The organism is Arthrobacter sp. MW3 TE3886 (assembly GCF_041262145.1).
GTDB lineage: Bacteria > Actinomycetota > Actinomycetes > Actinomycetales > Micrococcaceae > Arthrobacter.
Map to the genome: position 1 here is coordinate 3,930,976 of NZ_JBGCAN010000001.1, position 21,348 is coordinate 3,952,323.

At 66.6% G+C, this 21,348-nt stretch carries 26 protein-coding genes and 1 tRNA gene; 8 read left to right on the forward strand and 19 right to left on the reverse strand.

Translation table 11 applies throughout. The features are described 5' to 3' along the window. Positions 1-80: 80 nt before the first annotated feature. A complete protein-coding gene (locus ABH915_RS17875) occupies positions 81-359 on the forward strand; it encodes a putative quinol monooxygenase (RefSeq protein WP_018773585.1) in 279 nt (92 codons plus the stop codon). Between the two features lie 110 nt (positions 360-469). On the opposite strand, the gene trxA is transcribed toward ABH915_RS17875, so the two are convergent. The 3 genes from trxA to ABH915_RS17890 form a co-directional block, all read right to left on the reverse strand. After that, positions 470-883 carry a thioredoxin gene (gene trxA, locus ABH915_RS17880; RefSeq protein WP_018773584.1) on the reverse strand — a complete coding sequence of 138 codons (414 nt, stop codon included), beginning with the start codon at positions 881-883 and terminating at the stop codon, positions 470-472. 78 nt (positions 884-961) lie between these two features. Continuing rightward, positions 962-1,507, reverse strand: coding sequence for an acyl-CoA thioesterase (locus ABH915_RS17885; RefSeq protein ID WP_370123841.1), 546 nt, complete (start codon positions 1,505-1,507; stop codon positions 962-964). A 52-nt stretch (positions 1,508-1,559) separates the two neighbouring features. Next, positions 1,560-2,288 (reverse strand): Type 1 glutamine amidotransferase-like domain-containing protein, encoded by a 729-nt coding sequence (locus ABH915_RS17890; RefSeq protein WP_370123844.1) that lies wholly within the window; start codon positions 2,286-2,288, stop codon positions 1,560-1,562. A gap of 191 nt (positions 2,289-2,479) precedes the next feature. On the opposite strand from ABH915_RS17890, the gene ABH915_RS17895 reads away from it, so the two are divergent. Then, positions 2,480-2,914 carry a hypothetical protein gene (locus ABH915_RS17895; RefSeq protein WP_370123847.1) on the forward strand — a complete coding sequence of 145 codons (435 nt, stop codon included), beginning with the start codon at positions 2,480-2,482 and terminating at the stop codon, positions 2,912-2,914. Between the two features lie 13 nt (positions 2,915-2,927). On the opposite strand, the gene ABH915_RS17900 is transcribed toward ABH915_RS17895, so the two are convergent. The 5 genes from ABH915_RS17900 to ABH915_RS17920 all read right to left on the reverse strand — a co-directional run bounded on the left by ABH915_RS17900 (position 2,928) and on the right by ABH915_RS17920 (position 7,348). Further along, complete coding sequence (locus ABH915_RS17900) at positions 2,928-3,332, reverse strand: VOC family protein (RefSeq protein WP_370125036.1); 405 nt, start codon at positions 3,330-3,332, stop codon at positions 2,928-2,930. A gap of 59 nt (positions 3,333-3,391) precedes the next feature. Further along, positions 3,392-3,934 (reverse strand): GNAT family N-acetyltransferase, encoded by a 543-nt coding sequence (locus tag ABH915_RS17905; protein ID WP_370123849.1) that lies wholly within the window; start codon positions 3,932-3,934, stop codon positions 3,392-3,394. A gap of 50 nt (positions 3,935-3,984) precedes the next feature. Continuing rightward, positions 3,985-4,713 (reverse strand): MgtC/SapB family protein, encoded by a 729-nt coding sequence (locus ABH915_RS17910; protein WP_370123852.1) that lies wholly within the window; start codon positions 4,711-4,713, stop codon positions 3,985-3,987. 117 nt (positions 4,714-4,830) lie between these two features. Further along, a complete protein-coding gene (locus ABH915_RS17915) occupies positions 4,831-6,423 on the reverse strand; it encodes an ABC transporter permease (protein ID WP_370123855.1) in 1,593 nt (530 codons plus the stop codon). Next, positions 6,416-7,348: an ATP-binding cassette domain-containing protein gene (locus tag ABH915_RS17920; RefSeq protein ID WP_370123858.1), complete on the reverse strand. Its 933-nt coding sequence runs from the start codon at positions 7,346-7,348 to the stop codon at positions 6,416-6,418. Before ABH915_RS17920 ends, ABH915_RS17915 begins: the two co-directional genes overlap by 8 nt. Positions 7,349-7,464: 116 nt before the next feature. Here ABH915_RS17920 and ABH915_RS17925 point away from each other — a divergent pair, with 116 nt between their 5' ends. Beyond that, positions 7,465-7,941: a DUF1810 domain-containing protein gene (locus tag ABH915_RS17925; RefSeq protein ID WP_370123861.1), complete on the forward strand. Its 477-nt coding sequence runs from the start codon at positions 7,465-7,467 to the stop codon at positions 7,939-7,941. Here the strand turns inward: ABH915_RS17925 and ABH915_RS17930 are convergent. From ABH915_RS17930 to ABH915_RS17940, 3 genes are all read right to left on the reverse strand, one after another. Further along, complete coding sequence (locus tag ABH915_RS17930; RefSeq protein ID WP_370123864.1) at positions 7,938-9,086, reverse strand: EAL domain-containing protein; 1,149 nt, start codon at positions 9,084-9,086, stop codon at positions 7,938-7,940. The two genes, ABH915_RS17925 and ABH915_RS17930, sit on opposite strands and share 4 nt — an antisense overlap. Beyond that, complete coding sequence (locus ABH915_RS17935) at positions 9,083-9,259, reverse strand: DUF1059 domain-containing protein (protein WP_370123867.1); 177 nt, start codon at positions 9,257-9,259, stop codon at positions 9,083-9,085. Before ABH915_RS17935 ends, ABH915_RS17930 begins: the two co-directional genes overlap by 4 nt. Before the next feature lie 177 nt (positions 9,260-9,436). Continuing rightward, positions 9,437-10,030: a DinB family protein gene (locus ABH915_RS17940; protein WP_370123870.1), complete on the reverse strand. Its 594-nt coding sequence runs from the start codon at positions 10,028-10,030 to the stop codon at positions 9,437-9,439. 119 nt (positions 10,031-10,149) lie between these two features. On the opposite strand from ABH915_RS17940, the gene ABH915_RS17945 reads away from it, so the two are divergent. After that, on the forward strand, positions 10,150-10,716 hold the full coding sequence (locus ABH915_RS17945; protein ID WP_370123872.1) for a LysM peptidoglycan-binding domain-containing protein: 567 nt from the start codon (positions 10,150-10,152) through the stop codon (positions 10,714-10,716). Between the two features lie 82 nt (positions 10,717-10,798). Here ABH915_RS17945 and ABH915_RS17950 read toward each other — a convergent pair. Further along, positions 10,799-10,880: transfer RNA gene (locus ABH915_RS17950), tRNA-Tyr, on the reverse strand. Between the two features lie 172 nt (positions 10,881-11,052). Continuing rightward, complete coding sequence (locus ABH915_RS17955) at positions 11,053-11,307, reverse strand: hypothetical protein (protein ID WP_370123875.1); 255 nt, start codon at positions 11,305-11,307, stop codon at positions 11,053-11,055. A gap of 196 nt (positions 11,308-11,503) precedes the next feature. Here ABH915_RS17955 and ABH915_RS17960 point away from each other — a divergent pair, with 196 nt between their 5' ends. Continuing rightward, positions 11,504-11,995 carry a YajQ family cyclic di-GMP-binding protein gene (locus ABH915_RS17960; RefSeq protein ID WP_018773569.1) on the forward strand — a complete coding sequence of 164 codons (492 nt, stop codon included), beginning with the start codon at positions 11,504-11,506 and terminating at the stop codon, positions 11,993-11,995. Positions 11,996-12,118: 123 nt separating this feature from the next. Here ABH915_RS17960 and htpX read toward each other — a convergent pair whose 3' ends face one another. Beyond that, positions 12,119-12,988, reverse strand: coding sequence for a zinc metalloprotease HtpX (gene htpX / locus ABH915_RS17965; protein ID WP_018773568.1), 870 nt, complete (start codon positions 12,986-12,988; stop codon positions 12,119-12,121). A gap of 70 nt (positions 12,989-13,058) precedes the next feature. Next, positions 13,059-14,330 (reverse strand): MFS transporter, encoded by a 1,272-nt coding sequence (locus tag ABH915_RS17970; RefSeq protein WP_370123879.1) that lies wholly within the window; start codon positions 14,328-14,330, stop codon positions 13,059-13,061. A gap of 102 nt (positions 14,331-14,432) precedes the next feature. Here ABH915_RS17970 and ABH915_RS17975 point away from each other — a divergent pair, with 102 nt between their 5' ends. From ABH915_RS17975 to ABH915_RS17985, 3 genes are all read left to right on the forward strand, one after another. Further along, on the forward strand, positions 14,433-14,900 hold the full coding sequence (locus ABH915_RS17975) for a Fur family transcriptional regulator (protein WP_370123882.1): 468 nt from the start codon (positions 14,433-14,435) through the stop codon (positions 14,898-14,900). A 22-nt stretch (positions 14,901-14,922) separates the two neighbouring features. Continuing rightward, positions 14,923-16,422: a catalase gene (locus tag ABH915_RS17980; RefSeq protein ID WP_370123885.1), complete on the forward strand. Its 1,500-nt coding sequence runs from the start codon at positions 14,923-14,925 to the stop codon at positions 16,420-16,422. Between the two features lie 219 nt (positions 16,423-16,641). Then, entirely contained in the window at positions 16,642-17,292 is a 651-nt protein-coding gene (locus tag ABH915_RS17985; RefSeq protein ID WP_370123888.1) for a DUF2461 domain-containing protein, read from the forward strand. Positions 17,293-17,300: 8 nt separating this feature from the next. Here the strand turns inward: ABH915_RS17985 and ABH915_RS17990 are convergent, their stop codons facing one another. The 4 genes from ABH915_RS17990 to adhP all read right to left on the reverse strand — a co-directional run bounded on the left by ABH915_RS17990 (position 17,301) and on the right by adhP (position 21,205). Next, entirely contained in the window at positions 17,301-17,906 is a 606-nt protein-coding gene (locus ABH915_RS17990) for a TetR/AcrR family transcriptional regulator (RefSeq protein WP_370123891.1), read from the reverse strand. A 125-nt stretch (positions 17,907-18,031) separates the two neighbouring features. Beyond that, entirely contained in the window at positions 18,032-19,594 is a 1,563-nt protein-coding gene (locus ABH915_RS17995) for an amino acid permease (RefSeq protein ID WP_370123894.1), read from the reverse strand. A gap of 174 nt (positions 19,595-19,768) precedes the next feature. Beyond that, a complete protein-coding gene (locus tag ABH915_RS18000; protein WP_018773561.1) occupies positions 19,769-20,179 on the reverse strand; it encodes a DUF779 domain-containing protein in 411 nt (136 codons plus the stop codon). 15 nt (positions 20,180-20,194) lie between these two features. Further along, complete coding sequence (gene adhP, locus ABH915_RS18005) at positions 20,195-21,205, reverse strand: alcohol dehydrogenase AdhP (protein ID WP_370125037.1); 1,011 nt, start codon at positions 21,203-21,205, stop codon at positions 20,195-20,197. Positions 21,206-21,348 lie beyond the last annotated feature (143 nt).

The following is a 21,348-nucleotide window of genomic DNA, read 5'->3' on the forward strand; positions in this document are numbered from 1 at the left end:
AGAAGAGCAAAGCTTGGAAGTCCTATGAAATCTTGGGTCATGTTCCTGCGCCTGCGCGGCGGCCCGGTAGGGTGATTGCCATGAGTGCACCCGTTGACCTTCAGGCCATTTTCATCCCCAACGACGGCGAATTCTTCCGCGTGAAGCTCGCCCTGGACATCGCGATTGACGAGGTGGTCAACGAGCCCGGCTGCATCCGCTACGAGCTCACCGAGGCCAGCGAGGACAAGCTCGTCCTGACCGAGCGGTGGGCCAGCCAGGCGGATCTGGATAAGCACTCCAAGGGCACGGCCGTCCAGGACCTGAACGAATCCCTCAGCGCACTGCTGGCCGAGCCGGTCAAGCTGGAAAAGCTCTAACCGGCCCTTCCAACCACAACGCGGGGTCACTCCGCGCCCATCCCTGAGGGATTTATGGGCGCGGAGTGACCCCGCGTTGCTTTAAAGCCGTGGAATTAAGCCGTGGAGGTTCAGGCCTCCGGGATCTGGGTGCCGTCCTGCTTGGCCGCGGCTGCGGCGGCCTCGGCCTGGGACCGGGCCACGTGGGCGTGGACTTCTTCCATGTCCAGGGCCTTGACGGCGTCGACCACCTGCTCGAGCTGCTGCGCGTTCAGGGCGCCAGGCTGCGAGAACACCAGGACCTTTTCGCGGAAGGCCATCAGCGTGGGAATCGACGTGATGCCGGCCTCGGCGGCGAGCTGCTGCTCGGCTTCGGTGTCGACCTTGGAGAAGACGACGTCCGGGTGCTTCTCGGAGATCGCCGAGTACGTGGGGCCGAACTGCTTGCACGGGCCGCACCATTCGGCCCAGAAATCGACGAGGACAATGTCGTTATCCTCGACTGTCGATGCGAACTGTTCACCTGTGATGTCTACGGTAGCCATGAGTCAACGGTACGGGAGCAGCCGTGGATTGTCCCCGGCATTTCGCTGTTGGCACATCCGGGCGGGGGCGGCCGCAGGTCACGCCCAGGCGTGCGGGGCCGGACGCCTGGCGCCGGGCAGGGCGTTGGTTTCGCGCCATTCGTGGATCCACTCGGGCAGCTCCAGATCCGCCGGCGGGGCACCGAACTCGCGGATGATTTCCTCCTGGCTGACGGGCTTGCCCTTGCTCAGAAGCCGGGTGGCGATATAGGCGCGTGCGTAAACTTCGCCGTCCACCACCATCCGCTGCTCGAAGTAGATGGCTTTCGAGTCCAGGCCGATGATCCGGGATTCGATCGTGTACTGCTGCCAGAGCTGCAGCGAACGGCGGAACGCGATGGTCTCCCCCGCCGCGACCGGGGTCCAGCCCCGGCGGCGCATCTTTTTCCAGGTGCCGCTGCGGGCCATGAGGTCGAAGCGCCCGAGGTCCATGAGCGAGAAGTACATGCCGTTGTTGACGTGCATGGCGATGTCGATGTCCGTGGGCAGTACCCGCAGCGGCAGCGAGGAGCTGTCCCAGATGCTCAGCGGTGGGCGGCGTGAGGACGTGAACAGCAGCAGGAGGGTCCGGAACAGGAGATGCATGAATCACATGTTACCCGCGAGTAACAAGCGTGCCAAGGGGTGGTGCCGGAACCTAGCTGTGCGCTGACAGAACCGAGACGGTGGCTTTGGCGCCGGCGCCGCGAATCGTCCAGCAGTTCCCGGTGCCGATCACGTCCAGCTCCTCCAGGTCCGCCTGGTGCAGGACCAGGGCGGTGTTCTCATCCACGGCGACCGCGCGGTCCACGAGGCCTTTTGCCACCGCCCCAACGGCCCGGCCGAGGGTCCCCGCCTGCGCGGCGTGCACGTCGACGGCGAAGGGCACCAGGCCCAGCCCGTCGCGGATCTCCACTTCATCCAGACCCTCCGACCAATCCGCTGGGCAGACCTCGGTGCCGCGGATTCGGTAGCCGCCCACGATCGCCCGTACGGGCGCCACCATCGCGCCGGCTGAGAATCCCATATACGGCACACCGTCAGAGACCAGACTGCGGATAGGCTGCGCGGACGGCAGCAGGCCTTCCAGATAGCCCGGCGTCGGCCCGCCCCCGACGATGATGCCGTCGACGTCGTCGAACGCGGCGGGGTCCGCGCCCCGGTTGAAGCCGAGGAGGACCGGTACGACCTCGCAGGCTCTCCGGGACTCCAGCGGCTCCACATAGGCAGGCAGGAAATATTCCGAGCTGCCCTCATGGTCAAAGAGAACCACAGCGACGCGGGAAATCCTGCCGGGGGCCCGGCGCCGGAGTTCCTTGACGAACCGGTCGAAGACGGCAGGAACGGTCACGGTGTCAGGGCCGCCGCCAACAAGCAGGATGGTCATGCTTCAACGTACCCGGATCCGGGGCAATCGCCATCAGTGTCTGCACCAGACACCGCGGACGCCAAAGTTCCTGTGCCGATTGACCGCCGCGGAGGGTGAGGAACATAATCGGAATCGGTACTAGTTTCACGACACGACTGCGCCGACCATGAGGCCGACGGCAGAGCATTCAACGGAAAGCGGTCGGCACTATGACTACTGCCCATCATCCTGTTGCTTCGACTGGCTGGACCGGCTGGGTCCGTTTCGCCGGAGTCATTCTGATCATCAACGGCGTTTTCAGCGGCCTTCAGGGCCTCGTCGCTCTCACCGGTCCCGACACCTACTATTTGTCGACCCCGGGAAGCCTGTTCCTCTTCGATGCGGAGGGGTGGGGCTGGTGGAATGTCGCCCTCGGGGTGCTCTTGATCCTCACCGCCGTCGGGCTCTTCTCCGGTGCAACGTGGGCTCGAGTCGTCGGTGTCGTCGTTGCCGGCTTCAGCGCGGTCGTTCAACTGATGCTCATTCCGGCGCAGCCGTGGTGGTCCGTCATCGTCATCGCCATGGACGTGCTGATCATCTACGCGATCATCGCCCACGGCGAGGAACTCAAGGCTGAACAGGCACCGCCGACAACCAACCCGTAGGGCACCGAGGCGATCAGGCGGCCGCGATCAGCTCCACTTCGTAGCCGTCCGCGTTCACGAGGTAGGCGGCGAAGTGATCGGGGCCGCCCGCGTGCGGATACTTGTCCGGAAATAACTCCGCCCAACCGTGGCTCGGGCCCTCCGCCGCTATGGCGTCCACGTCTGCCCGGGTCCCCGCGCTGAACGCGAGGTGGTTCAGGCCCGGGGCTTTGCGGTCGTGCGCGGTTCCGGTCAGCGCCGGGGACTGCTCGACGACGATGTACGTCGGCCCGCGGCGCCAGCTGCACCCGTGGGTCCAGTCCTGGTAGGCCTCGTAGCCCAGCCGGCCCAGCAGCCAGCCCCACTGGTCCCTGGCCCGCTGCAGGTCCGGCACCCAGAGCTCTACATGATGCAGGGCACCAAAGTCCGCCGGCGCAATTGGAACTGGTGCAATTGGAACTGCTGCAACGGGACCTGGTGCAACCGGAATATCAGCCATCAGAACAGTATCCGCTGGAACAGGACGTGGTCCTGCCAGGATCCGGCGATCCGCAGGTACCGGGCTGCCAAACCGATCTCCTCAAAGCCAGCCCGCTTCAGGATCCGCTGGGACGCGGCGTTGTGCGGGAGGGTTGAGGCCTGCAGCCGGTGCAGTCCCAGTTCATTGCGCGCGGTTTGGAGGGCAAACTCCACCGCGGCCGAGCCAATTCCCCGCCCCGTCATGTCCTTGTCCACCCAGTAGCCGAGGTGGGCGCTGAGGAATGGCCCCCGGACAATCCCGCTGAGGTTGATCACCCCGATGATGCGGGAACCTTCCACGAGGACCCAGGGCACGTCCGTTCCCGCGATGAACATCCCGAGCTTGGATTCAATGCTGACCGCCTGTCCCTCGGCGGTGAAGAATTCCTCAAACCGCAGCGGTTCCCAGGGCGCCAGGTGCTCCCGGTTCCGCAGGTAGGCGTCGGCCAAGGGTCCGGCGTCGGACCTGCGCAGCACCCGCACGCACACGGTATCCGTCAAAGCGACGCTGTTCTCGGTCATCCGCAGACTCTAACGGTCATCCCCGAACGGCTTCAATCAGCGCATGGTTCTCAAGCGCTGGCGTCGTCGTCATCCTCGTTTGGGTCGGAGTCGCGAACGTTCACACTCTGCACGCCGGGTACATCCAGGAGGTAGGGGACGAGTTCCCGCAGCGGAAGATGACCATGGAACCGGATGTCCATGAGGACGATCGGCTTTTGTTCATCGCCCGCCTTATTAATGCTCAGGATTGAGGAGCTGAACCCCATGTTGGTGGCGATCTCCAGCACTTGCCGCAGCACGCCTTTGTTGTCGGCATAGCCCAGGTGCAGGACCCGGTGGGCGTCAGGGGTCGGGATCTTCCTGATCACGGGAGAGACGACGTACAACGTGATGAGGTGGAAAGCGGTCAGCGAGACAGCCAGGGACAGCATTCCGGCGCCGCACGCCATGCCGACGGCGGCAGAAACCCAAATGCTGGCGGCCGTCGTCAGGCCGCGGACAACGTTCCGTCCCTTGAAAATCACCCCGGCGCCGAGGAAACCGATGCCACTGACGATTTGGGCTGCAATACGGGACGGGTCCACGGTGCCCCCGGTCTGGACGGCGGCGAAGCCGTAGGCGGAGATCAGGGTGAACGTGCACGATCCGAGCCCGACCAGGACGTGGGTGCGGTAGCCGGCGACCTTTTGCCGGACCTGCCGCTCGGTGCCGATCAGGGAGCAGAGGATAAACGTCGCCAGCAGAAGCCCGATTTCCACCAGCGTGGTCGGGGTATATAGCCCGTATGCGTCCTGCATCCCGCCCTCCGACCCGGCCCGAGAGTGGCGTCCGGTCAGTGCCGGGATGCGCCAGGAACTCTCGAATCTGATATTACCGCTGCCCTCTATTGGCGAGTAGTGGTGGGTCTGGCCCGCTCACGGGGCCAGATCCCGGCGGCGCCAGCCGGCGTATCCCAGCGCAGCGAGCGCAGCGGCCGTCACAGTGAGTCCCAGCAATGGGCCGACTGCGCCGGAATCCAAGGGCAGCAGCGGCGAATGCCGGAATGGGGAGAGCTCCATCAGCCACTCCGGGGCGTTCCACAGCACGCCGAACTCTCCCAGGGCAACAAACAGCAGCAGCAGAGCCCAGACCGTCCCCGTGAGCCGGGGCGCCCAGCCGAACACCGCCAGCACCGCTGCGGTCATGACCCAGGCAGCGGGGATCTGGGCGGCAGCGGCCAGGGTGACGCGGCCGAGTTGGTTGGCATCGGCCAGGACGGTGGCTGCGCCGGCCCCGACGGACACTCCGGCCAGCAGCATGAGCACGGCGACGCCGGCCAGCGCCAGGGCGAAATGGCTGGTGGCCCACCGCGGCCGGGTGGTGGCAGTGCCCAGCAGCGCCTCGACGTGGCCGTCCGTCTCCTCCTCACGGAGCCGGCTGGCCGCGGACAGTCCGTAGGCAGCGGCCAGCAGTCCCATGATGCTGATCTCCGCGGCAATGAAGGCATCCGTCATGGCCTGGGTTCCGCCCAGCATCCTGATCAGGTCCTGAGCGTTGGGCGAACTCAGCAAATCCGTGACGTTGCCGGCCAGCGATCCGATCACCGCGCCGAAGACCACGAAGGCGACCGCCCAGGCCGCCAACAGCCGGAACTGGAGCCGCACGGCGAGGTCCCCGACCCCGCGGAGCGAGCCGCGTGCCGGGCCGGGGCGCTCCTGGCGCAGGCCGGAGCCGAGGTCCCGGCGGGCGCGGAGGGCCAACGCCACGGGCACGAGTGCGGCGCACAGTGCCAGTGGCAGGGCGAGCACCCACCACTGGTCCCCGGCGAAGGCCCGGATCTGCTGGTTCCAGCCGATCGGCGAAAGCCAGGACAGGGCGGAGGGCCCCGGTTCGGCGAGGTCCCCCACCGCCCGCAGCGCATAGGTCACGGCAACGACGCCGAGGCTCATTCCCGTGGCCGCCCGCGCGCTGGCCGTCAGCTGGGCGGTGACCCCGGCCACGGCGCTGAACGCCATGCCGGTGGCGGCCCAGCCCAGTCCGAACGCGATCGAGCCGGCGGCCGGAAGCCCGCCGGCTGCCAAAGAAACTGCCGTGACCAGCCCCAGGACAATGCTGGCTCCGAAGCTGATGGCGAGGGCGGCCGCGAGCGGCGCGTCCCGGCCCAGTCGGCCGCCGCCCAGGAGCTCGAGCCGCCCGGACTCTTCGTCGCTGCGGGTATGGCGGACGGTGATGAACACCATGAGGACGGCCAGGATGGCAGCCATGAACGCCGTGTACTTGATGAGGGACAGGGCACCGAGGGATGTGGGGTCGTAGACCCTGCCGAAGAGGGCCACGAGCGAGGCCGTGGCATTCAGGGCCGTCGCGGCCTCGACCCGGCTCCCGACATCGGGGTAGAGCTCGGCGCCGGCCACCGCGGTTGAATACGTTGTCGCGGCGAATCCGGCGATCCACGCCGGCAACAGCCATCGGTCGCGCCGGAGCCCGAGCCTGATCAGGACTCCGGTCCCCGCCAGCGTTTCACGCATCTGCGGTGCCCCCGCTGCTCGACCCTGCCGCGGCCACGGGCACCGGCGCGCCGTAGTGGCGCAGGAAGAGATCCTCCAGGGTGGGCGGCTGGCTGGTCAGCGCGACGAGTCCCGCGTCGGTCAGCGCCCGCATGAACGGGGCCAGGCCGGACGGTTCCACTTGGGCGCTGACGCGGTGGTTCGTGACGACGACGTCGTGGACGCCTGGCAGGGCATCCAGGCCTGTCGGTACCACCGCGAGATCGGCAGTGACGGAGGTACGGGTCAGGTGCCTGAGTTCATCAAGCCGCCCGGTCTCCACCACCCGGCCCTCACGGATGATGCTCACGCGGTCCGAAAGCGCCTCGGCCTCGCTGAGGATATGGCTGCTGAGCAGTACCGTGCGGCCCTGGTTCCGCAGTTCCCGGACACAGCCGCGGAAGGCCTCCTCCATCAGGGGGTCCAGGCCGCTGGTGGGCTCGTCCAGCAGGAACAGCTCAGCGTCGGTGGCCAGCGCAGCGACCAGGGCCACCTTCTGCCGGTTGCCTTTGGAGTAGGCCCGGGATTTCTTCGTGGGATCGAGGTCGAAGAGGTCCAACAGCTGGGCCCGCCGGGCCAGGTCCTGGCCGCCCTGGAGGCGGCCGAGGAGGTCAATGACCTCCCCTCCGGTCAGGTTGGGCCACAACGCCACATCCCCGGGGACGTACGCCAGGCGCCGGTGGAGGCTCGCGACGTCGTGCCACGGGTCCAGGCCCAGCACTCGGATGGAGCCCGCGCTGGCGCGAAGCATGCCCAGCAGCAGGCGAATCGTTGTCGACTTACCCGAACCGTTCGGTCCAAGGAAGCCGTGGACCTCGCCCGCCTCGACTGAAAAATCCAACCCGTTCAGGGCGACCACGGATCCGAACCGCTTCACAACGCCGACCATCTCCAAGACATTCGCCATGGGGGACACGATACGCCCGGGACCGGCACTTTAGGCCCGGCCGAATGACCCCTTCGCCCGCGGGCGGCCTGTCGCGGTGCTGTCACTCCGGCACCGGGGGACGTAGCCTAGCGGGCATGGAAGACCCTTACGATCTTGAACGGTTCGTGGCGGCCCAGGATGCCGGCGGAACCTACGGGCACGCCCTGACGGAGTTGCGGTCGGGCATGAAGAGGAGTCACTGGATGTGGTTCGTTTTCCCCCAGCTCGCGGGCCTGGGCCGCAGCGAAACCGCCCGCAAGTACGCCATCTCCTCCCTGGCCGAGGCCCGTGCCTATTGCCGGCACGGCGTCCTTGGCCCGCGGCTGCGGGAGGCTGCCGCCGCAGTGGCCGACCTTCAGGGGCGGTCCGCGGTGCAAATTTTCGGCGGCATCGACGCCCGGAAGCTGCACTCGTCCATGACGCTGTTCCGGCGCGCTGCGCCCGGCGAACCCGTGTTCCGCGACGTCCTGGACCGCTACTTCGATGGCCTGCCCGATCCCGCCACGGACCAGCTCCTGGAAGACCAGCCGCTGGAAGGAGAATCCGGCGGTCCGGACCCGACGGACGGTTAGCTGTCCGCCGCCAGCGCCGTAATCATCCGTTCCATGCGCGCGACGCCGGCAAAGCGGCCGGCGTTGTCGGTCACCAGCAGGGGGTCAAACCGGCTGGCCTGGGTCCGCGTCATGGAACGCGCCAGGGCCTCGCTGAGCGGCGTGTCCAGGTTGACCCGCATTCCCGGGCTCACCACGCCCAGGGCCGCCGCGGAGGGGCCGAGCACCGCAACGGGCCGCAAATGCTCGCCCATCAGCACCACCGACTGCAGGGCGGGGTTGTCATCAAACGCGGCCGCCGCCGTCGCAGTGGTGGCGGCCGTCGCCGCGGGTTCCACGATGTCCCGGATGATGCTCTGCTGCGTGGCCGGGGGTTTGGATGCCAGACGGTGGGCAACGTCAAGATCGATCTGTTCCCACGCCGGACCGGGCCGGGCCAGGCAGTACCCCTGCACCAGGGGCACGCCGAGGGCGACGAGGGCGTCCAGTTCCTCCACGCGCTCCACCCCCTCGGCCAGGATCCAGGCATCGACGCGGCTGGCGAAGGTTCCGAGCATGGAGATCAGGGCACGCTTGGCCTCGTCCCGGTCAACGTCCTGGATCAGTTCACGATCGAGCTTGATCAGCGAGGGCCGCAGGGCCAGGAGGTGCCGGAGCCCGGCATAGCCGGCACCGGCGTCGTCGACGGCGATCAGCGCGCCGGCGGCGCGCAGCTGGTTGAGGTCGGGCTCGAGCTCCAGATAGGAGTTGATCGGGGTCTGCTCCGTCAGCTCGACCACCAGCCCGCCGAGATTGCCCTGGCCGCGCCAGATGCCACGGATCTCTTCCGTCAGCAGCAGCTCCGGTGAGACGTTGAGGGTCAGGAAGCAGTTCGGCGGCAGGGTGGGGCGCGCCGCGAGCGCCGCCCGCAAGGCTGCGGCCTCGAGCTCGGCCGCCAGGCCATGCGTGTGCGCGGCGGCGAACCACACCTCGGGATTTTTTTCGGCGAAACCCGGAAACCGGGCGAGGGCCTCATAGCCCACCACGGTGCCGCGCGCGGTATCAACAATGGGCTGGTAGGCCGCGGAAAGGCCAACACCCCGGCAGGCGGCCGCCAGCTGCTCCTCCCAGTCCGGGCCCGGTGCGGCCCCGGCGTCGGGCGGGAGGCCGCCTGCCTCGTGAATCAACTAACGGGAACGATGGCGCTGTGGATCGACTGCACGACGTCGGCCGGCAGCTCCTCCAGCCCATGTGCGGACGCGGCGTGGGCTGCCACATTGACCAGAATTTCATCGTCGGTACTGCACACCCAGCGGGCGTCACAACCGGGAACCACATCACCACAGGCAAACGACTTCACGAATGCTCCTTCTTCTTCAACAGCGGACCGGACTACCCTACGTTGGCTCCGCACCGAAAACTGAGATTTTGCTTGCAGAAACGATGCGGCGACGCTGGCAATCCGTCGCGGCAGTGTTCGCCGGCCGCTGTTGGCTGCCGCTACGTGCCCGTTTTAGCGGCCGTACTAGCGGCCGTACTAGCGGCCTGCCGCCCCCGCTTCGGCAGCGACGGCGGCTGCCTCGATGCGGGCCCGGTGCACGGCCCACCCCTCGGCGGTGCGCGGCGAAAGGTTCGGATCCCCCGGCCGCTGGCCCGCGCTGCCGTCGATGAGTTCGCGCAGGATGTCGGCGTGTCCGAGGTGGTGGGCGGTCTCCACGCACATGTGCACGAGGATCTGCTGCAGGGTCACGTGCTTGCGCTCGTCCGGCCACCAGGGCACCACACCGGGCGCGTCGAGCGGAAGGTCCTCGATGGTGGCATCGCTGTGGGCCGCCGAGAGCCGGTGCAGCTTAGTGATCTGCTCCCGCGTCTCGCCGGGGGCTGCCCACATGTCCGCATCCGGCTCCGCGTCGTCGGCGAACCACGGCAGCTTCAGCTCGCTGGGACGGCCAAAGACCTCGCCAAAGTAGCCGACTTCGACGCTGGCCACGTGCTTGACCAGTCCCAGCAGGTTGGTTCCCGTGGGTGTGAGGGGCCGGCGTACGTCGTACTCGCTGAGGCCTTCGAGCTTCCCGAGGAGGTCTTGGCGCCGGGTGCGCAGGTAGGTGTGCAAGATCGCTTTGTCGTCCATGACCGGCACTATACCGAACGTGCGGGCGCTGCCTGCCGGCACGCCAGGTTTCATAAAACGTATGGAATAATTGGCGCAACGGGCCTCGGGGGGAGGCCCCGAGCGACAGGACACCCAGGGTGAATCTCGATTCCGGTGCACATCGGGTCCGGCCCGCCGCCGCAGTTCTTCTTGCCGCGGTTCTCGCGGCGGCTCTCGCCATTCTGTTGGCAGCCTGTTCTTCCGGCACGGATGCCCCGGGCGGAGCGCCGGCGGTGTCCGCCCCCGCAACATCCCCGGCGTCCGGAGGCCTGCAGGGGACGACCGAAGTGAACGGGTTCCTCCAGCCGATGCGCTACACGGCCGTCGACGGCGACACGTGGGAGGGCATCGCCGCCCACTTCCGGATGACGCCGGAGATCCTCAAGAGCTTCAACGAAGCGGAGTCCGTTGCCGCCGGAGAGATCATCGACCTCAGAGGGGTAGACGTGCCCCAGTTGGGAGCCGGCGGCAGCGTGACCGGGCAGGACGGACAGGGACGGCTCCTGTACAGGGCGAGCGCCGGAGACACTCCCGCGGGCATCGCGAGCCGCTACGGCGTTCCGCTTTATGCCCTGCGGATAGCCAACCTGAACCTGTTAACGGGCGGCGAATGGATTCCGCCCGCCGGTGCCACGGTGGCCATTCCAAATCCACCGATCGACTGAGCAGGGCCTTTGAGCCGGGCCATTGAGCCGGGGACAAAGAAAAGCCTCCGGAACCTAGTGGTTCCGGAGGCTTTTCCAAGGGTGGCAGATGAGGGATTCGAACCCCCGTAGGCGTTGCCAGCTGATTTACAGTCAGCCCCCTTTGGCCGCTCGGGTAATCTGCCGAACTTCAAAAGAAGATCACTCGCGGTTTCCAGTCCCGGAACGCCTGTTTCCAGTCCGTTCCGCTTCCAGCACCCGCGGGCAAGACAACTTTACAGAACTTCCGCCGAAGAATCGAATCGGCGCTTCAGTGGATCAAAAAAGGGCCAAAAATGGGCCAAAATCCGCGGAATTTCAGGCCTCGCCGAGAATCCGCCCCGCCAGCCTTGCCTCGAATCGGGCCGCCTGCTCGGCGGTGACCTGGTTCAGCTCCACGGCACGGGCCAGGTCCGTGTGGACCCCGTCCATGCGGACTGATGCGTCGGCCGCCGGGCTCAGGATGATGGAGGCCGCCAGCGCGGCGGCGGCAACGGAGCTGGCCGTCGCGGCCAGGGTGCTGGCAGCGGCGGCGGTGGTGCGGTTTACGTAGCGGACGGCTTTATGGTGCATGTTCTTGCCTTTCAGCAGCGGTTCCAACTCTTGCAACTCTGGCCAGCCCGGCTTCGTTCCCGCCGTGATTGAGCTATGAGCGGACTGTGAAACCCTGGACGCAAGCCCGGCCGCCACTTCGGGGGCATCCGTACTAGTCTGGAATGCAGACATCCCGGCCCCACGCAGGCACCCGGCAACCATCAGGAGGAAAGTCATGGCAGGCGAATCTACGTTCGACGTCGTCAGCAAGGTAGACAAGCAGGAAGTCGCCAACGCGCTGAACCAGGCGCAGAAGGAAATTGCCCAGCGCTACGACTTCAAGGGTGTCGGCGCCGAGGTCGATTTCAGCGGCGAGAAGATCCTGATGAAGGCCAACTCCGAGGAACGCGTGCTCGCGGTGCTCGATGTGCTGCAGTCCAAGCTCATCCGCCGCGGCATTTCGCTCAAATCCCTCGACACCGGCGAGCCCTATGCCTCCGGCAAGGAATTCCGGCTCGAGGCCTCCATCAAGGAGGGCATCGCCCAGGACCTCGCGAAGAAGATCAACAAGCTGATCCGGGACGAGGCCCCCAAGTCCGTCAAGTCACAGATCCAGGGCGACGAGCTCCGCGTGACGTCGAAGTCCCGCGATGACCTGCAGGAGACCATGAACCTGCTGAAGGGCTTCGACGAGGCCGACCTGCAGTTCGTGAACTTCCGCAGCTAGCGGCCCGTCCGCGGCGCAAAGTTCCGCACGACGCGCAAAAGGCTGGCGACACCGGTATTCCGGTGTCGCCAGCCTTTTGCGTTTCACGGAATTATTCGCGCATCGCCAGACCCGCAGCCAGCTTCAGTGGAGCTGCCGGCCGGCCATCCGCTCCAGCCGCCCGATCCGTTCGGCCATCGGCGGGTGGGTGGAGAACATCTTGGCCACGCCTCCGCCTTTGAACGGATTGGCGATCATCATGTGGGAGGCGTTGACCAGCCGCTGATCCTGCGGCAGCGGGGCCAGCTGCACGCCCTGCTCGATCTTGCGCAGGGCGGAGGCGAGCGCCAGCGGATCTCCGGTCAGCGACGAGCCGTCCTCGTCGGCGTCGTACTCCCGTGTACGCGAGATGGCCATCTGGATCAGTGACGCGGCGAACGGGGCCAGCAGCGCCATGGCGATGGCGGCGAACGGGTTCGCATTGCGGCGGTCCCCGCCGCCGAACAGCAGCATCATCTGCGCCACCGAGGTGATGACGCCGGCGACGGCGGCGGCCACCGACGCCGTCAGGATGTCCCGGTTGTAGACGTGCATCAGTTCATGGCCGAGGACGCCGCGCAGTTCGCGGGCATCCAGCAGCCGCATGATGCCTTCGGTGCAGCAGACGGCCGCGTTCTGCGGGTTCCGGCCGGTGGCGAAGGCATTCGGTGCCATGGTGGGCGAGACGTAGATGCGCGGCATCGGCTGGTTGGCCCGGCCGGACAGCTCCCGGACGATCTGGTACAGCTGGGGCGCCTCGGCCTCCGTAACGGGGTAGGCCTGCATGGCACGGATGGCGAGCTTGTCGCTGTTCCAGTACCCGTAGGCCGTGGTGGCGACGCCGATCAGGGCCATGATCCAGATCGGCGCGGCACTGCGGGTTCCCGCGGCGATGAACGCCCCCAGGCCCAGCAGGACCGCCCACAGTACGCCGAACAGCGCCGCGGTCTTCAGTCCGTTGTGATGCTTGTGCACTGGTCCTCCTGATCCGTGTACTGCAAGCTGATGCCCTGTATTTCACTGACCTACCAAGGAAAACGAACCGCTACGGTACCGGGTTCCGCGCGTCGTACCGCAGGAATCCGCACTGCTGGCGGGCCAATGTCCAGGCCACGGCGATGCACAACATGCCGCCGAGCAGCAGGACCCAGCCCTCGTTCAAAAGTTTAGTCGCGCCGCCTGCCAGCATGTCCCCGATCCGGGGTCCGCCGGCAACCACCACCACAAAGACGCCCTGCAGCCGCCCGCGCAGGTGGTCCGGGGTGGAGGCCTGCAGGATGGTGGTCCGGAAGACGGCGCTCACGGAATCCGCGATGCCGGCCAGCGCGCAGCACAGGGCGGCGGGCAAAAGCCACACGCCCACGCCGTCGTCGCCGGAATGACCGGCCAGGACCACCACCAGGCCGAAGGCCGCCACCGAGCCGCCCCAGCCCATCACGGACCACACCACCGCGGAGCCCTGCCGGCGGACGCCGCCCAGAGGCCCCGAGAACAGGCCGGCCAGGAACGCCCCCACGGCCATCGAGGCCAACAGGATCCCCACCGTGGCCTCACCGCCGCCGATCATCAACGCGCCGATGGCCGGCAGGAGCGCCCGGGGCTGGGCAAAGACCATGGCCACGAGGTCGATCACGAACGTCATGCGGAGGTTGGGCCGGGTGCCCAAGAAACGGAACCCCTCCACCACCGAACGCAGCCCGGCCGGCCTGGCGTGCTCGCCCGGCGGCATGGAAGGCAGTTTCAGGAGAGCCCAGAACGCAAACGCAAAGCTGACGACGTCGATCGTGTACGTCCAGCCGAACCCGACCGACGCCACAAGCACGCCGGCCAGCAGCGGGCCAGCGGTCATGGTCAGCCCGAAAATCATCATGCTCAGGGCATTCGCCGCCGGCAGCAACTCCTTGCGCACCAGCACCGGGATGATGGCGCTGCGGGCCGGCTGGTTGATGGCCTGGGCACCGCTCTGCACCGCCACGAGCCCATAGAGCAGCCACACGTTGCCCAGCTGCAGCCATGCCTGGAGGGCCAGCGCGGCGGTGGTCAGCCAGAGGACGGACGAGGCCAGGAGGGCTACCGTGCGGCGGTCATGGGCGTCGGCGATCGAACCGCCCAGGAGGCCTCCAAAGACCAGCGGCACCAGGGCGAAGAGGCTCAGCAGCCCCACGTAGAGGCTGTCCTGGGTCAGCCGGTAGACCTCCAGGCTGACCGCCACCAGGGTCAGCTGGCTGCCCAGGGCGGAGACGGCGGACCCCAGCCACAGACGGCGGAAGGCCGGACTTTCACGCAACGGCGTGATGTCCGCCAACAATGTCCCCACCGGGCAACTCTAGTGGCGAACCGGGAGTATCTTGTGACACGGCCGGACATTATTAGCCCCGCCTTATTGTGAGGCAGTCATAATAAGTGCTTGAATGAGGGTATGACGGATTCCTCGGGCACCCACGACGCATGGGCAGCCGCCCTGCGTGCCCACGGCCGCCGGGTGACCAAGCAGCGCCTGGCCGTGCTGGCCGCCGTCGAACATCACCCGCATTCGCCGGCGGAGGCAATCCTTGCCGCCGCCCGGCAGGAATTGCCGGACCTGACCGCCCAGTCGGTCTATGTGGTCCTCGGCGATCTCACCGATCTGCACATGTTGCGCCGTTTTGAGCCCCCGCACTCGCCCGCGCTCTACGAGACACGGGTCGGGGACAACCACCACCATGCCGTGTGCATCAGCTGCGGCCGGGTGGAGGATGTCGACTGCGCCGTGGGCCACGCGCCCTGCCTGACCCCGCACTGGAACGCGGACGCCAAGCCGATGACCATCCAGATCGCGGACGTGCTGTACCAGGGCATCTGCCAGGACTGCCAGCGCACCCAACAGCTTCCCTCCGAACGAAACTAAAAAACCCAACCCAAGGAGAACTATGACTGAGATCATCTCTGCGCCCGCCGTGTCCACGACACAGTCCGGGACTCCCGTCACTTCCGACGCCCACTCAAAGTCCGTCGGCGCCGACGGCGCGATCATCCTGACCGATCACTACCTGATCGAGAAGCTCGCGCAGTTCAACCGCGAGCGCGTCCCGGAGCGCGTCGTGCACGCCAAGGGCGGCGGCGCCTTCGGTACCTTCAAGACCACAGAGGACGTCTCGAAGTACACCAAGGCCGCACTGTTCCAGCCCGGTGTTGAGACGGACATGCTCATCCGTTTCTCCTCCGTTGCCGGCGAGGCAGGCTCCCCGGACACCTGGCGCGACCCCCGCGGTTTCGCAGTGAAGTTCTACACCACCGAGGGCAACTACGACCTCGTCGGCAACAACACTCCGGTGTTCTTCATCCGCGACGGCATCAAGTTCCCGGACTTCATCCACTCCCAGAAGCGCCTCCCCGGCAGCCACCTGCGTGACGCCGACATGCAGTGGGACTTCTGGACCCTCTCCCCCGAGTCCGCCCACCAGGTCACCTGGCTCATGGGTGACCGCGGCCTGCCGGCCTCCTGGCGTGAAATGCAGGGCTACGGCTCCCACACCTACCAGTGGATCAACGCCGAGGGCGAGCGGTTCTGGGTCAAGTACCACTTCAAGTCCAACCAGGGCGTCAAGTCCATGACCGGTGACGAGGCCGAGGCCCTCGCCGGCGCCGACGGCGACTTCTACATCCGCGACCTCCAGGAAAACATTGCCGCCGGCAACTTCCCCTCCTGGGACCTCCACGTCCAGGTCATGCCGTACGAGGACGCCAAGACGTACCGCTTCAACCCCTTCGACCTCACCAAGGTGTGGCCGCACGCGGACTACCCGCTGATCAAGGTCGGCACCATGGAGCTGAACAAGAACCCGGAGAACTACTTCGCGCAGATCGAGCAGGCCACCTTCGCGCCGTCGAACTTCGTGCCCGGCATCGCCGCCTCCCCGGACAAGATGCTGCAGGCCCGCATCTTCTCCTACGCGGACGCGCACCGCTACCGCGTCGGCACCAACCACGCCCAGCTCCCGGTGAATCTGCCCAAGAGCCAGGTCAACAACTACAGCCAGGACGGCGCCGGGCGTTACCACTTCAACGCCCCGTCCGTTCCCGTGTACGCACCGAACTCCGTGGGCGGCCCGGCTGCCGTTGAGCCCGGCGTTGCAGGCGGCGGCTGGGAGAACGACGGCGAGCTCACGCTCTCCGCGCACTCCCTGCACGCCGAGGACGGCGACTTCGGCCAGGCCGGCACGCTGTACCGCGAGGTGTACAACGACGGCGAGAAGGCCCGCCTGCTGGAGACCGTCACCGGCGCCGTCAGCGGCGTCAAGAACGCCGACATCAAGGAACGCGCCATCCAGTACTGGACCAACGTCGACACCGAATTCGGCGCCAAGCTGCGCGCCAACCTCGGTGCCGGCCAGGTTGAGTCCGACGCCGAGGCCGCCAACAAGGTCTGACCGTTGCGTCGAAGCCTGCCTGAGCGCCGGCTCGGACGGCCGCTTTGGCGGCCGGTGACCGGCTTTCGGTGACCGGCCTTTCAGTGACCGGCCTTTCAGTGACCGCTGGAGCCAGAGAGACGCCCCGTCACGGATTTCCGTGGCGGGGCGTTTTGCCGTTATCCACATGGGTGCTCGTGCCCCTCGCCACCGTGTGCCGCGGCTCCGTAGGATTTGGGCATGACCGCATTCGCAGGCATTCCCTTCGCAGGCATTCCAAGTGACGCCTTCCGGTTCTACGCCGATCTTGAACAGAACAACAACCGGGACTGGTGGCTGGAGCACAAGCCTGTCTACGATGCCGCGGTGAAGGGGCCGCTGACCCAGCTGCTGGCCGAGCTGGAGCCACGCTTCGGCCCGGCCAAGCTCTTTCGCCCCAACCGGGATGTCCGGTTCTCGCCGGACAAGTCACCCTATAAGACCGCGCAGGGGGCCTTCGCGGCGGTGGACGAAGGCGTGGGCTTCTATATCCAGCTCAGCGCCGACGGCCTCCTGATCGGCGGCGGCTGCCACACCTACACTCCGGCCCAGCTGGCACGCTTTCGCGGTGCCGTGGACGATCCCGACAGCGGCGATGCCCTGCAGGCGATCGTGCGGAACGTCGAGGCGGCAGGGTTCGCGGTTGAGGGCGAACGGCTGAAGACGGTGCCGCGGGGCTTCGACAAGGACCATCTGAGGGCCGAGCTGCTCAAGCACAAATCCCTCACGGCCGGGGTCAACGTGGGCCAGCCCGGCTGGCTTGCCGGGCCTGGGGCGGTCGAGGAAATAGCCCGGCGCTGGGAGGAGCTGCGTCCCCTCGTGGAATGGGAGGGCCGCTACGCGGCTCCCTGAGGTTCAGCTCAGATGTGCTGGCCGTCGGTGGCGAGGCGCCTGTCGAGGTTGTTGAAGAAGACCAGCATCATCAGCTCAAAGGCCTTGCTGGCTTCCTCGGGCTGATTGTTGACGACGAAGTCGAACTGCAGCCCGTAGAACGCGGCCGTGAACAGGCGGGCGTCGGTGTCGGCGAATTCCGGCTGGATGCCCTGGATGACCAGCCAGTCCCGGGCCTTCTCGTGCAGCATCCGGAAGTGCTCCTGCGCTGTGCCGCGCGGCACCGCCGCCACAATGTCCTGCGCTGTAGCCTCAAATTCAAGCCGGGCCAGGTGCCGGTTGCGCTGCGCCATGGTCCACTGCCAGGACTCAAGCAGGAAGGCCCGCCACGCGTCCCGGTCGATGTCTCTGACGTCGGTGGCGCGGATGCTGTCGAGCCGGGATTCGATGCCGCGGATGATCTCGTTGATCAGCTGTTCGCGGTGCCCGAAGTGGTACACCAGGACGTAGCTGCTGACGCCCAGCCCGTCGGCAAGGCTCCGAAAGGTCAGCTCCGCCAGGGTCTTGTCCATGAGGTAGTCGAGAATTGCCGACAGCAACTCTGATTTGCGTTCCGGTCTTGCTGGGCGGGCCATGTGTCCATCTTAGGGAGCGCCGCCGGAACGCCGAAGTCGCCGGAGCCGTGCGACTACGCCGGAAATTTCCAGCGAATCCGCACTGCTCCGGCGACTTCGATGTGGCGGGGCGGCTCGCTCCGGAGTCAGGCGCGGGTGAGCGCGTCCTCGTCGTCCTCCGCGGACACTCCGGTAGCGCTTGCCCTGCCCGGGCCGTTCACCGAGGCGCGGGCCTCCGCGAACTTTTCGTTCAGCCGGGAGTGGCGCTGGCCGTACGCGAAGTAGATCGCAATACCGATCACGAGCCAGATGGCGAAGAAGATCCAGGTCTCCACGGCCAGGTTCGTCATGAGGTACAGGCACAGGACGGCGGAGACGATCGGGAGCACCTTGCCGAACGGGACACGGAAGGCCGGCTTCAGGTCCGGGCGCTTCTTGCGCAGCACCAGGATGCCGAGGCTCACCATGACGAAGGCGGACAGGGTCCCGATGTTGATCATTTCCTCGAGCAGGTCCACGTTGGTCAGGCCGGCGACGAGTGCCACTCCGGCACCGCAGATGATCTGCAGGCGGGCCGGCGTCGCACGAATGGTGCTGGTCTTGGACAGGGAGCGCGGCAGCAGCCCGTCGCGGCTCATCGCGAGGACCACGCGGGAGAGGCCCATGAGGAGCACCATGATCACGGTGGTAAGGCCCACGAGGGAGCCGAAGGCGATGACCTTGGCGGCGTCGGTGTTGCCGACGGCCTCGAAGGCGGTGGTGAGGGTCGGGTTCTTGGCCTCGGCCAGCTGGGTGTAGGACACCATGCCGGTCAGGGCCAGCGACACCAGGATGTAGAGCACGGTGACGATAGCCAAGCCGCCGAAGATGCCGCGGGGCAGCGTCTTCTGCGGGTTCTTGACCTCTTCGGCCGACGTGGCGACGACGTCGAAGCCGATGAAGGCGAAGAAGACCAGGGCGGCGCCGGCGAAGATTCCGAGGGTTCCGTACTGGGCCGGGGCCGCGCCGGTCAGGAAGCCGAAGAAGGACTGTTTGAGGACATCCGCGGTTCCGGTGCCTCCGGTCGGTTCGGAGGCCGGGACGAACGGGGCGTAGTTCTCGAACTTCACGTACGTGAAGCCAACGACGATCACGAAGAGGACCACTGCGATTTTGATGAGCGTGAAGATGTTGCCGACACGGGCGGAAAGCTTGGTCCCCAGGACCAGCAGCACGGTGAAGATGGCAACAATCAGGAAGGCGCCCCAGTAGAGGTCCACGCCGCCCAGGGAAATCGACGGCGGGATGTCCACGCCCATGAGCGCAAAGACTTTGCTGAGGTAGATGCCCCAGTACTTCGCGATCACGGCGCCGGCCGTGAAGAGTTCGAGGATCAGGTTCCAGCCGATGATCCACGCCAGGATCTCACCCATGGTCGCGTACGTGAAGACGTAGGCGGAGCCTGCCACCGGGATGGCCGTGGCGAACTCGGCGTAGCACATGATGGCGAGCGCGCAGGTGACGGCAGCAATCGCGAAGGAGATGGTGACGGCGGGGCCGGCGAAGTTCGCGGCGGCCTTGGCACCGACCGAGAAGATCCCGGCGCCCACGGCTACCGCGACCCCCATGATCATGAGGTCCCACGTGCTTAGCGAGCGCTTCAGCTTGCGTCCGGGTTCATCGGCGTCGGACATGGACTGCTCGATGGATTTGGTCCGGAAAAGGTTCATTAGGAAAGTCCGCAATCTCGATAACTGGTTTGGAAACAGACCTATCCATTGTAGTGTCCATCCACTGGACGGCCATTTTTATCCCACATAGTGAGACGCAAAAGCAGGCCGCGCGGGTTTCCCCTGCACGGCCCGCTTGCGCGCAGCTGCTCCGTATCAGAGCATCCGGGCCGCCTAGACGGGCCAGTTTTCCATCAGCGTCGAGCGGATCAGGAACCGCTTGCCTTCCGGCGCTTCCACCGAGAAACCGCTCCCCCGGCCGGGAACGACGTCGACGGTCAGGTGCGTGTGGCTCCAGTAGTTGAATTGTTCCTTGGACATCCAGAAGTCGATCGGCTGCGGCTGCAGGCCGTCGGAGATGTCGAACAGGCCCAGCTGCACGTCCGAGTCCCCGGTGATGAACTCCCCCGCCGGATAACACATGGGCGAGGAACCGTCGCAGCAGCCGCCGGACTGATGGAACATCAGCGGTCCGTGCTGGAGCCAGAGCTTGCGCAGCAGCTCCACCGCTTCCGGGGTGAGCGCCACCCGGGAGAAATCCTCGCCCGGGCGGGTCACTGCCGCATGGAGCTTGGTGTCAGGCATCAGCGTCCTTCCTTGTCAGTACTTGATGACCACACGGCCGTCGATCTTGGCGTGCTTCATCTCGTCCAGGACGGCATTGACTTCGGAGAGTTCCCTCGTGGACACAGTGGGGTGGATCTTTCCCTGGGCGTAGAACTCGAGCGCTTCCTCCAGGTCCTGCCGGGTGCCCACGATGGAGCCGCGGACCGTCAGGCCCTTGAGCACAATCTCGAAGATCGGCGCCGGGAAGTCCCCCGGCGGCAGCCCATTGAACACGATCGTTCCGCCGCGGCGGGCCATCCCGATGGCCTGCCCGAATGCTGACGGGTGCACTGCCGTGACCAGGACTCCATGGCAACCTCCGGTTTCGCGCTGGATGACTTCGACAGGGTCTTCGTGCAGGGCGTTGACGGTCAGCTCGGCGCCGTGCTTCTTGGCCAGGGCGAGCTTGTCATCGGCGATGTCCACCGCCGCGACCCGCAGCCCCATCGCCACGGCGTACTGGACAGCGATGTGCCCGAGTCCGCCGATGCCGGAGATGGTGACCCACTGGCCGGGCCGGGCCTCGGTCATTTTCAGGCCCTTGTAGACGGTCACGCCGGCGCAGAGCACCGGAGCCACCTCGACGGGGTCCGATCCGGCCGGGATCCTGGCCGCGAAGCGGGTGTCCACCAGCATGTACTCGCCAAAGGAACCGTCGACGCTGTAGCCGGCGTTCTGCTGCGCCTCGCACAGGGTTTCCCAGCCGGTCCGGCAGTACTGGCAGTCGCCGCAGGCCGACCAGAGCCACGCGTTGCCGACCAAATCGCCGACGGCCAGGTCCGTGACGCCCTCACCGAGGGCAACGACCTCACCGACGCCTTCGTGGCCGGGAATGAAAGGCGGGGACGGCTTGACCGGCCAGTCTCCCTCCGCGGCGTGCAGGTCGGTGTGGCAGACCCCGGTGGTCAGTACCTTGACCAGTGCCTCACCGCGGCCCGGCACGGGAACGGGGAGGGTCCGGATCTGGAGGTCCTTGCCGAATTCGGTAACTACCGCGGCTTGCATTGTCGTCGTCGTCGTTGTCGTCGTCATAGCGAAATCCTTGCGTCATCAAACTTGGGTGTGGCTTAAGGGCATGTGCAGTGAGCCGGCGTCCCTCCGTGTAAGTGCACAAGTGGTGCGGGCGGGCGGATCATGCGCGATCCGCC

Bases quoted from the DNA above. Each gene is read 5' to 3' on its own strand.
- ABH915_RS17875 (WP_018773585.1), top strand. From the start codon at position 81: ATGAGTGCACCCGTTGACCTTCAGGCCATTTTCATCCCCAACGACGGC.
- trxA (WP_018773584.1), bottom strand. From the start codon at position 883: ATGGCTACCGTAGACATCACAGGTGAACAGTTCGCATCGACAGTCGAG.
- ABH915_RS17885 (WP_370123841.1), bottom strand. From the start codon at position 1,507: ATGCATCTCCTGTTCCGGACCCTCCTGCTGCTGTTCACGTCCTCACGC.
- ABH915_RS17890 (WP_370123844.1), bottom strand. From the start codon at position 2,288: ATGACCATCCTGCTTGTTGGCGGCGGCCCTGACACCGTGACCGTTCCT.
- ABH915_RS17895 (WP_370123847.1), top strand. From the start codon at position 2,480: ATGACTACTGCCCATCATCCTGTTGCTTCGACTGGCTGGACCGGCTGG.
- ABH915_RS17905 (WP_370123849.1), bottom strand. From the start codon at position 3,934: ATGACCGAGAACAGCGTCGCTTTGACGGATACCGTGTGCGTGCGGGTG.
- ABH915_RS17910 (WP_370123852.1), bottom strand. From the start codon at position 4,713: ATGCAGGACGCATACGGGCTATATACCCCGACCACGCTGGTGGAAATC.
- ABH915_RS17915 (WP_370123855.1), bottom strand. From the start codon at position 6,423: ATGCGTGAAACGCTGGCGGGGACCGGAGTCCTGATCAGGCTCGGGCTC.
- ABH915_RS17920 (WP_370123858.1), bottom strand. From the start codon at position 7,348: ATGGCGAATGTCTTGGAGATGGTCGGCGTTGTGAAGCGGTTCGGATCC.
- ABH915_RS17925 (WP_370123861.1), top strand. From the start codon at position 7,465: ATGGAAGACCCTTACGATCTTGAACGGTTCGTGGCGGCCCAGGATGCC.
- ABH915_RS17940 (WP_370123870.1), bottom strand. From the start codon at position 10,030: ATGGACGACAAAGCGATCTTGCACACCTACCTGCGCACCCGGCGCCAA.
- ABH915_RS17955 (WP_370123875.1), bottom strand. From the start codon at position 11,307: ATGCACCATAAAGCCGTCCGCTACGTAAACCGCACCACCGCCGCCGCT.
- ABH915_RS17960 (WP_018773569.1), top strand. From the start codon at position 11,504: ATGGCAGGCGAATCTACGTTCGACGTCGTCAGCAAGGTAGACAAGCAG.
- ABH915_RS17975 (WP_370123882.1), top strand. From the start codon at position 14,433: ATGACGGATTCCTCGGGCACCCACGACGCATGGGCAGCCGCCCTGCGT.
- ABH915_RS17980 (WP_370123885.1), top strand. From the start codon at position 14,923: ATGACTGAGATCATCTCTGCGCCCGCCGTGTCCACGACACAGTCCGGG.
- ABH915_RS17985 (WP_370123888.1), top strand. From the start codon at position 16,642: ATGACCGCATTCGCAGGCATTCCCTTCGCAGGCATTCCAAGTGACGCC.
- ABH915_RS17990 (WP_370123891.1), bottom strand. From the start codon at position 17,906: ATGGCCCGCCCAGCAAGACCGGAACGCAAATCAGAGTTGCTGTCGGCA.
- ABH915_RS17995 (WP_370123894.1), bottom strand. From the start codon at position 19,594: ATGAACCTTTTCCGGACCAAATCCATCGAGCAGTCCATGTCCGACGCC.
- ABH915_RS18000 (WP_018773561.1), bottom strand. From the start codon at position 20,179: ATGCCTGACACCAAGCTCCATGCGGCAGTGACCCGCCCGGGCGAGGAT.
- adhP (WP_370125037.1), bottom strand. From the start codon at position 21,205: ATGCAAGCCGCGGTAGTTACCGAATTCGGCAAGGACCTCCAGATCCGG.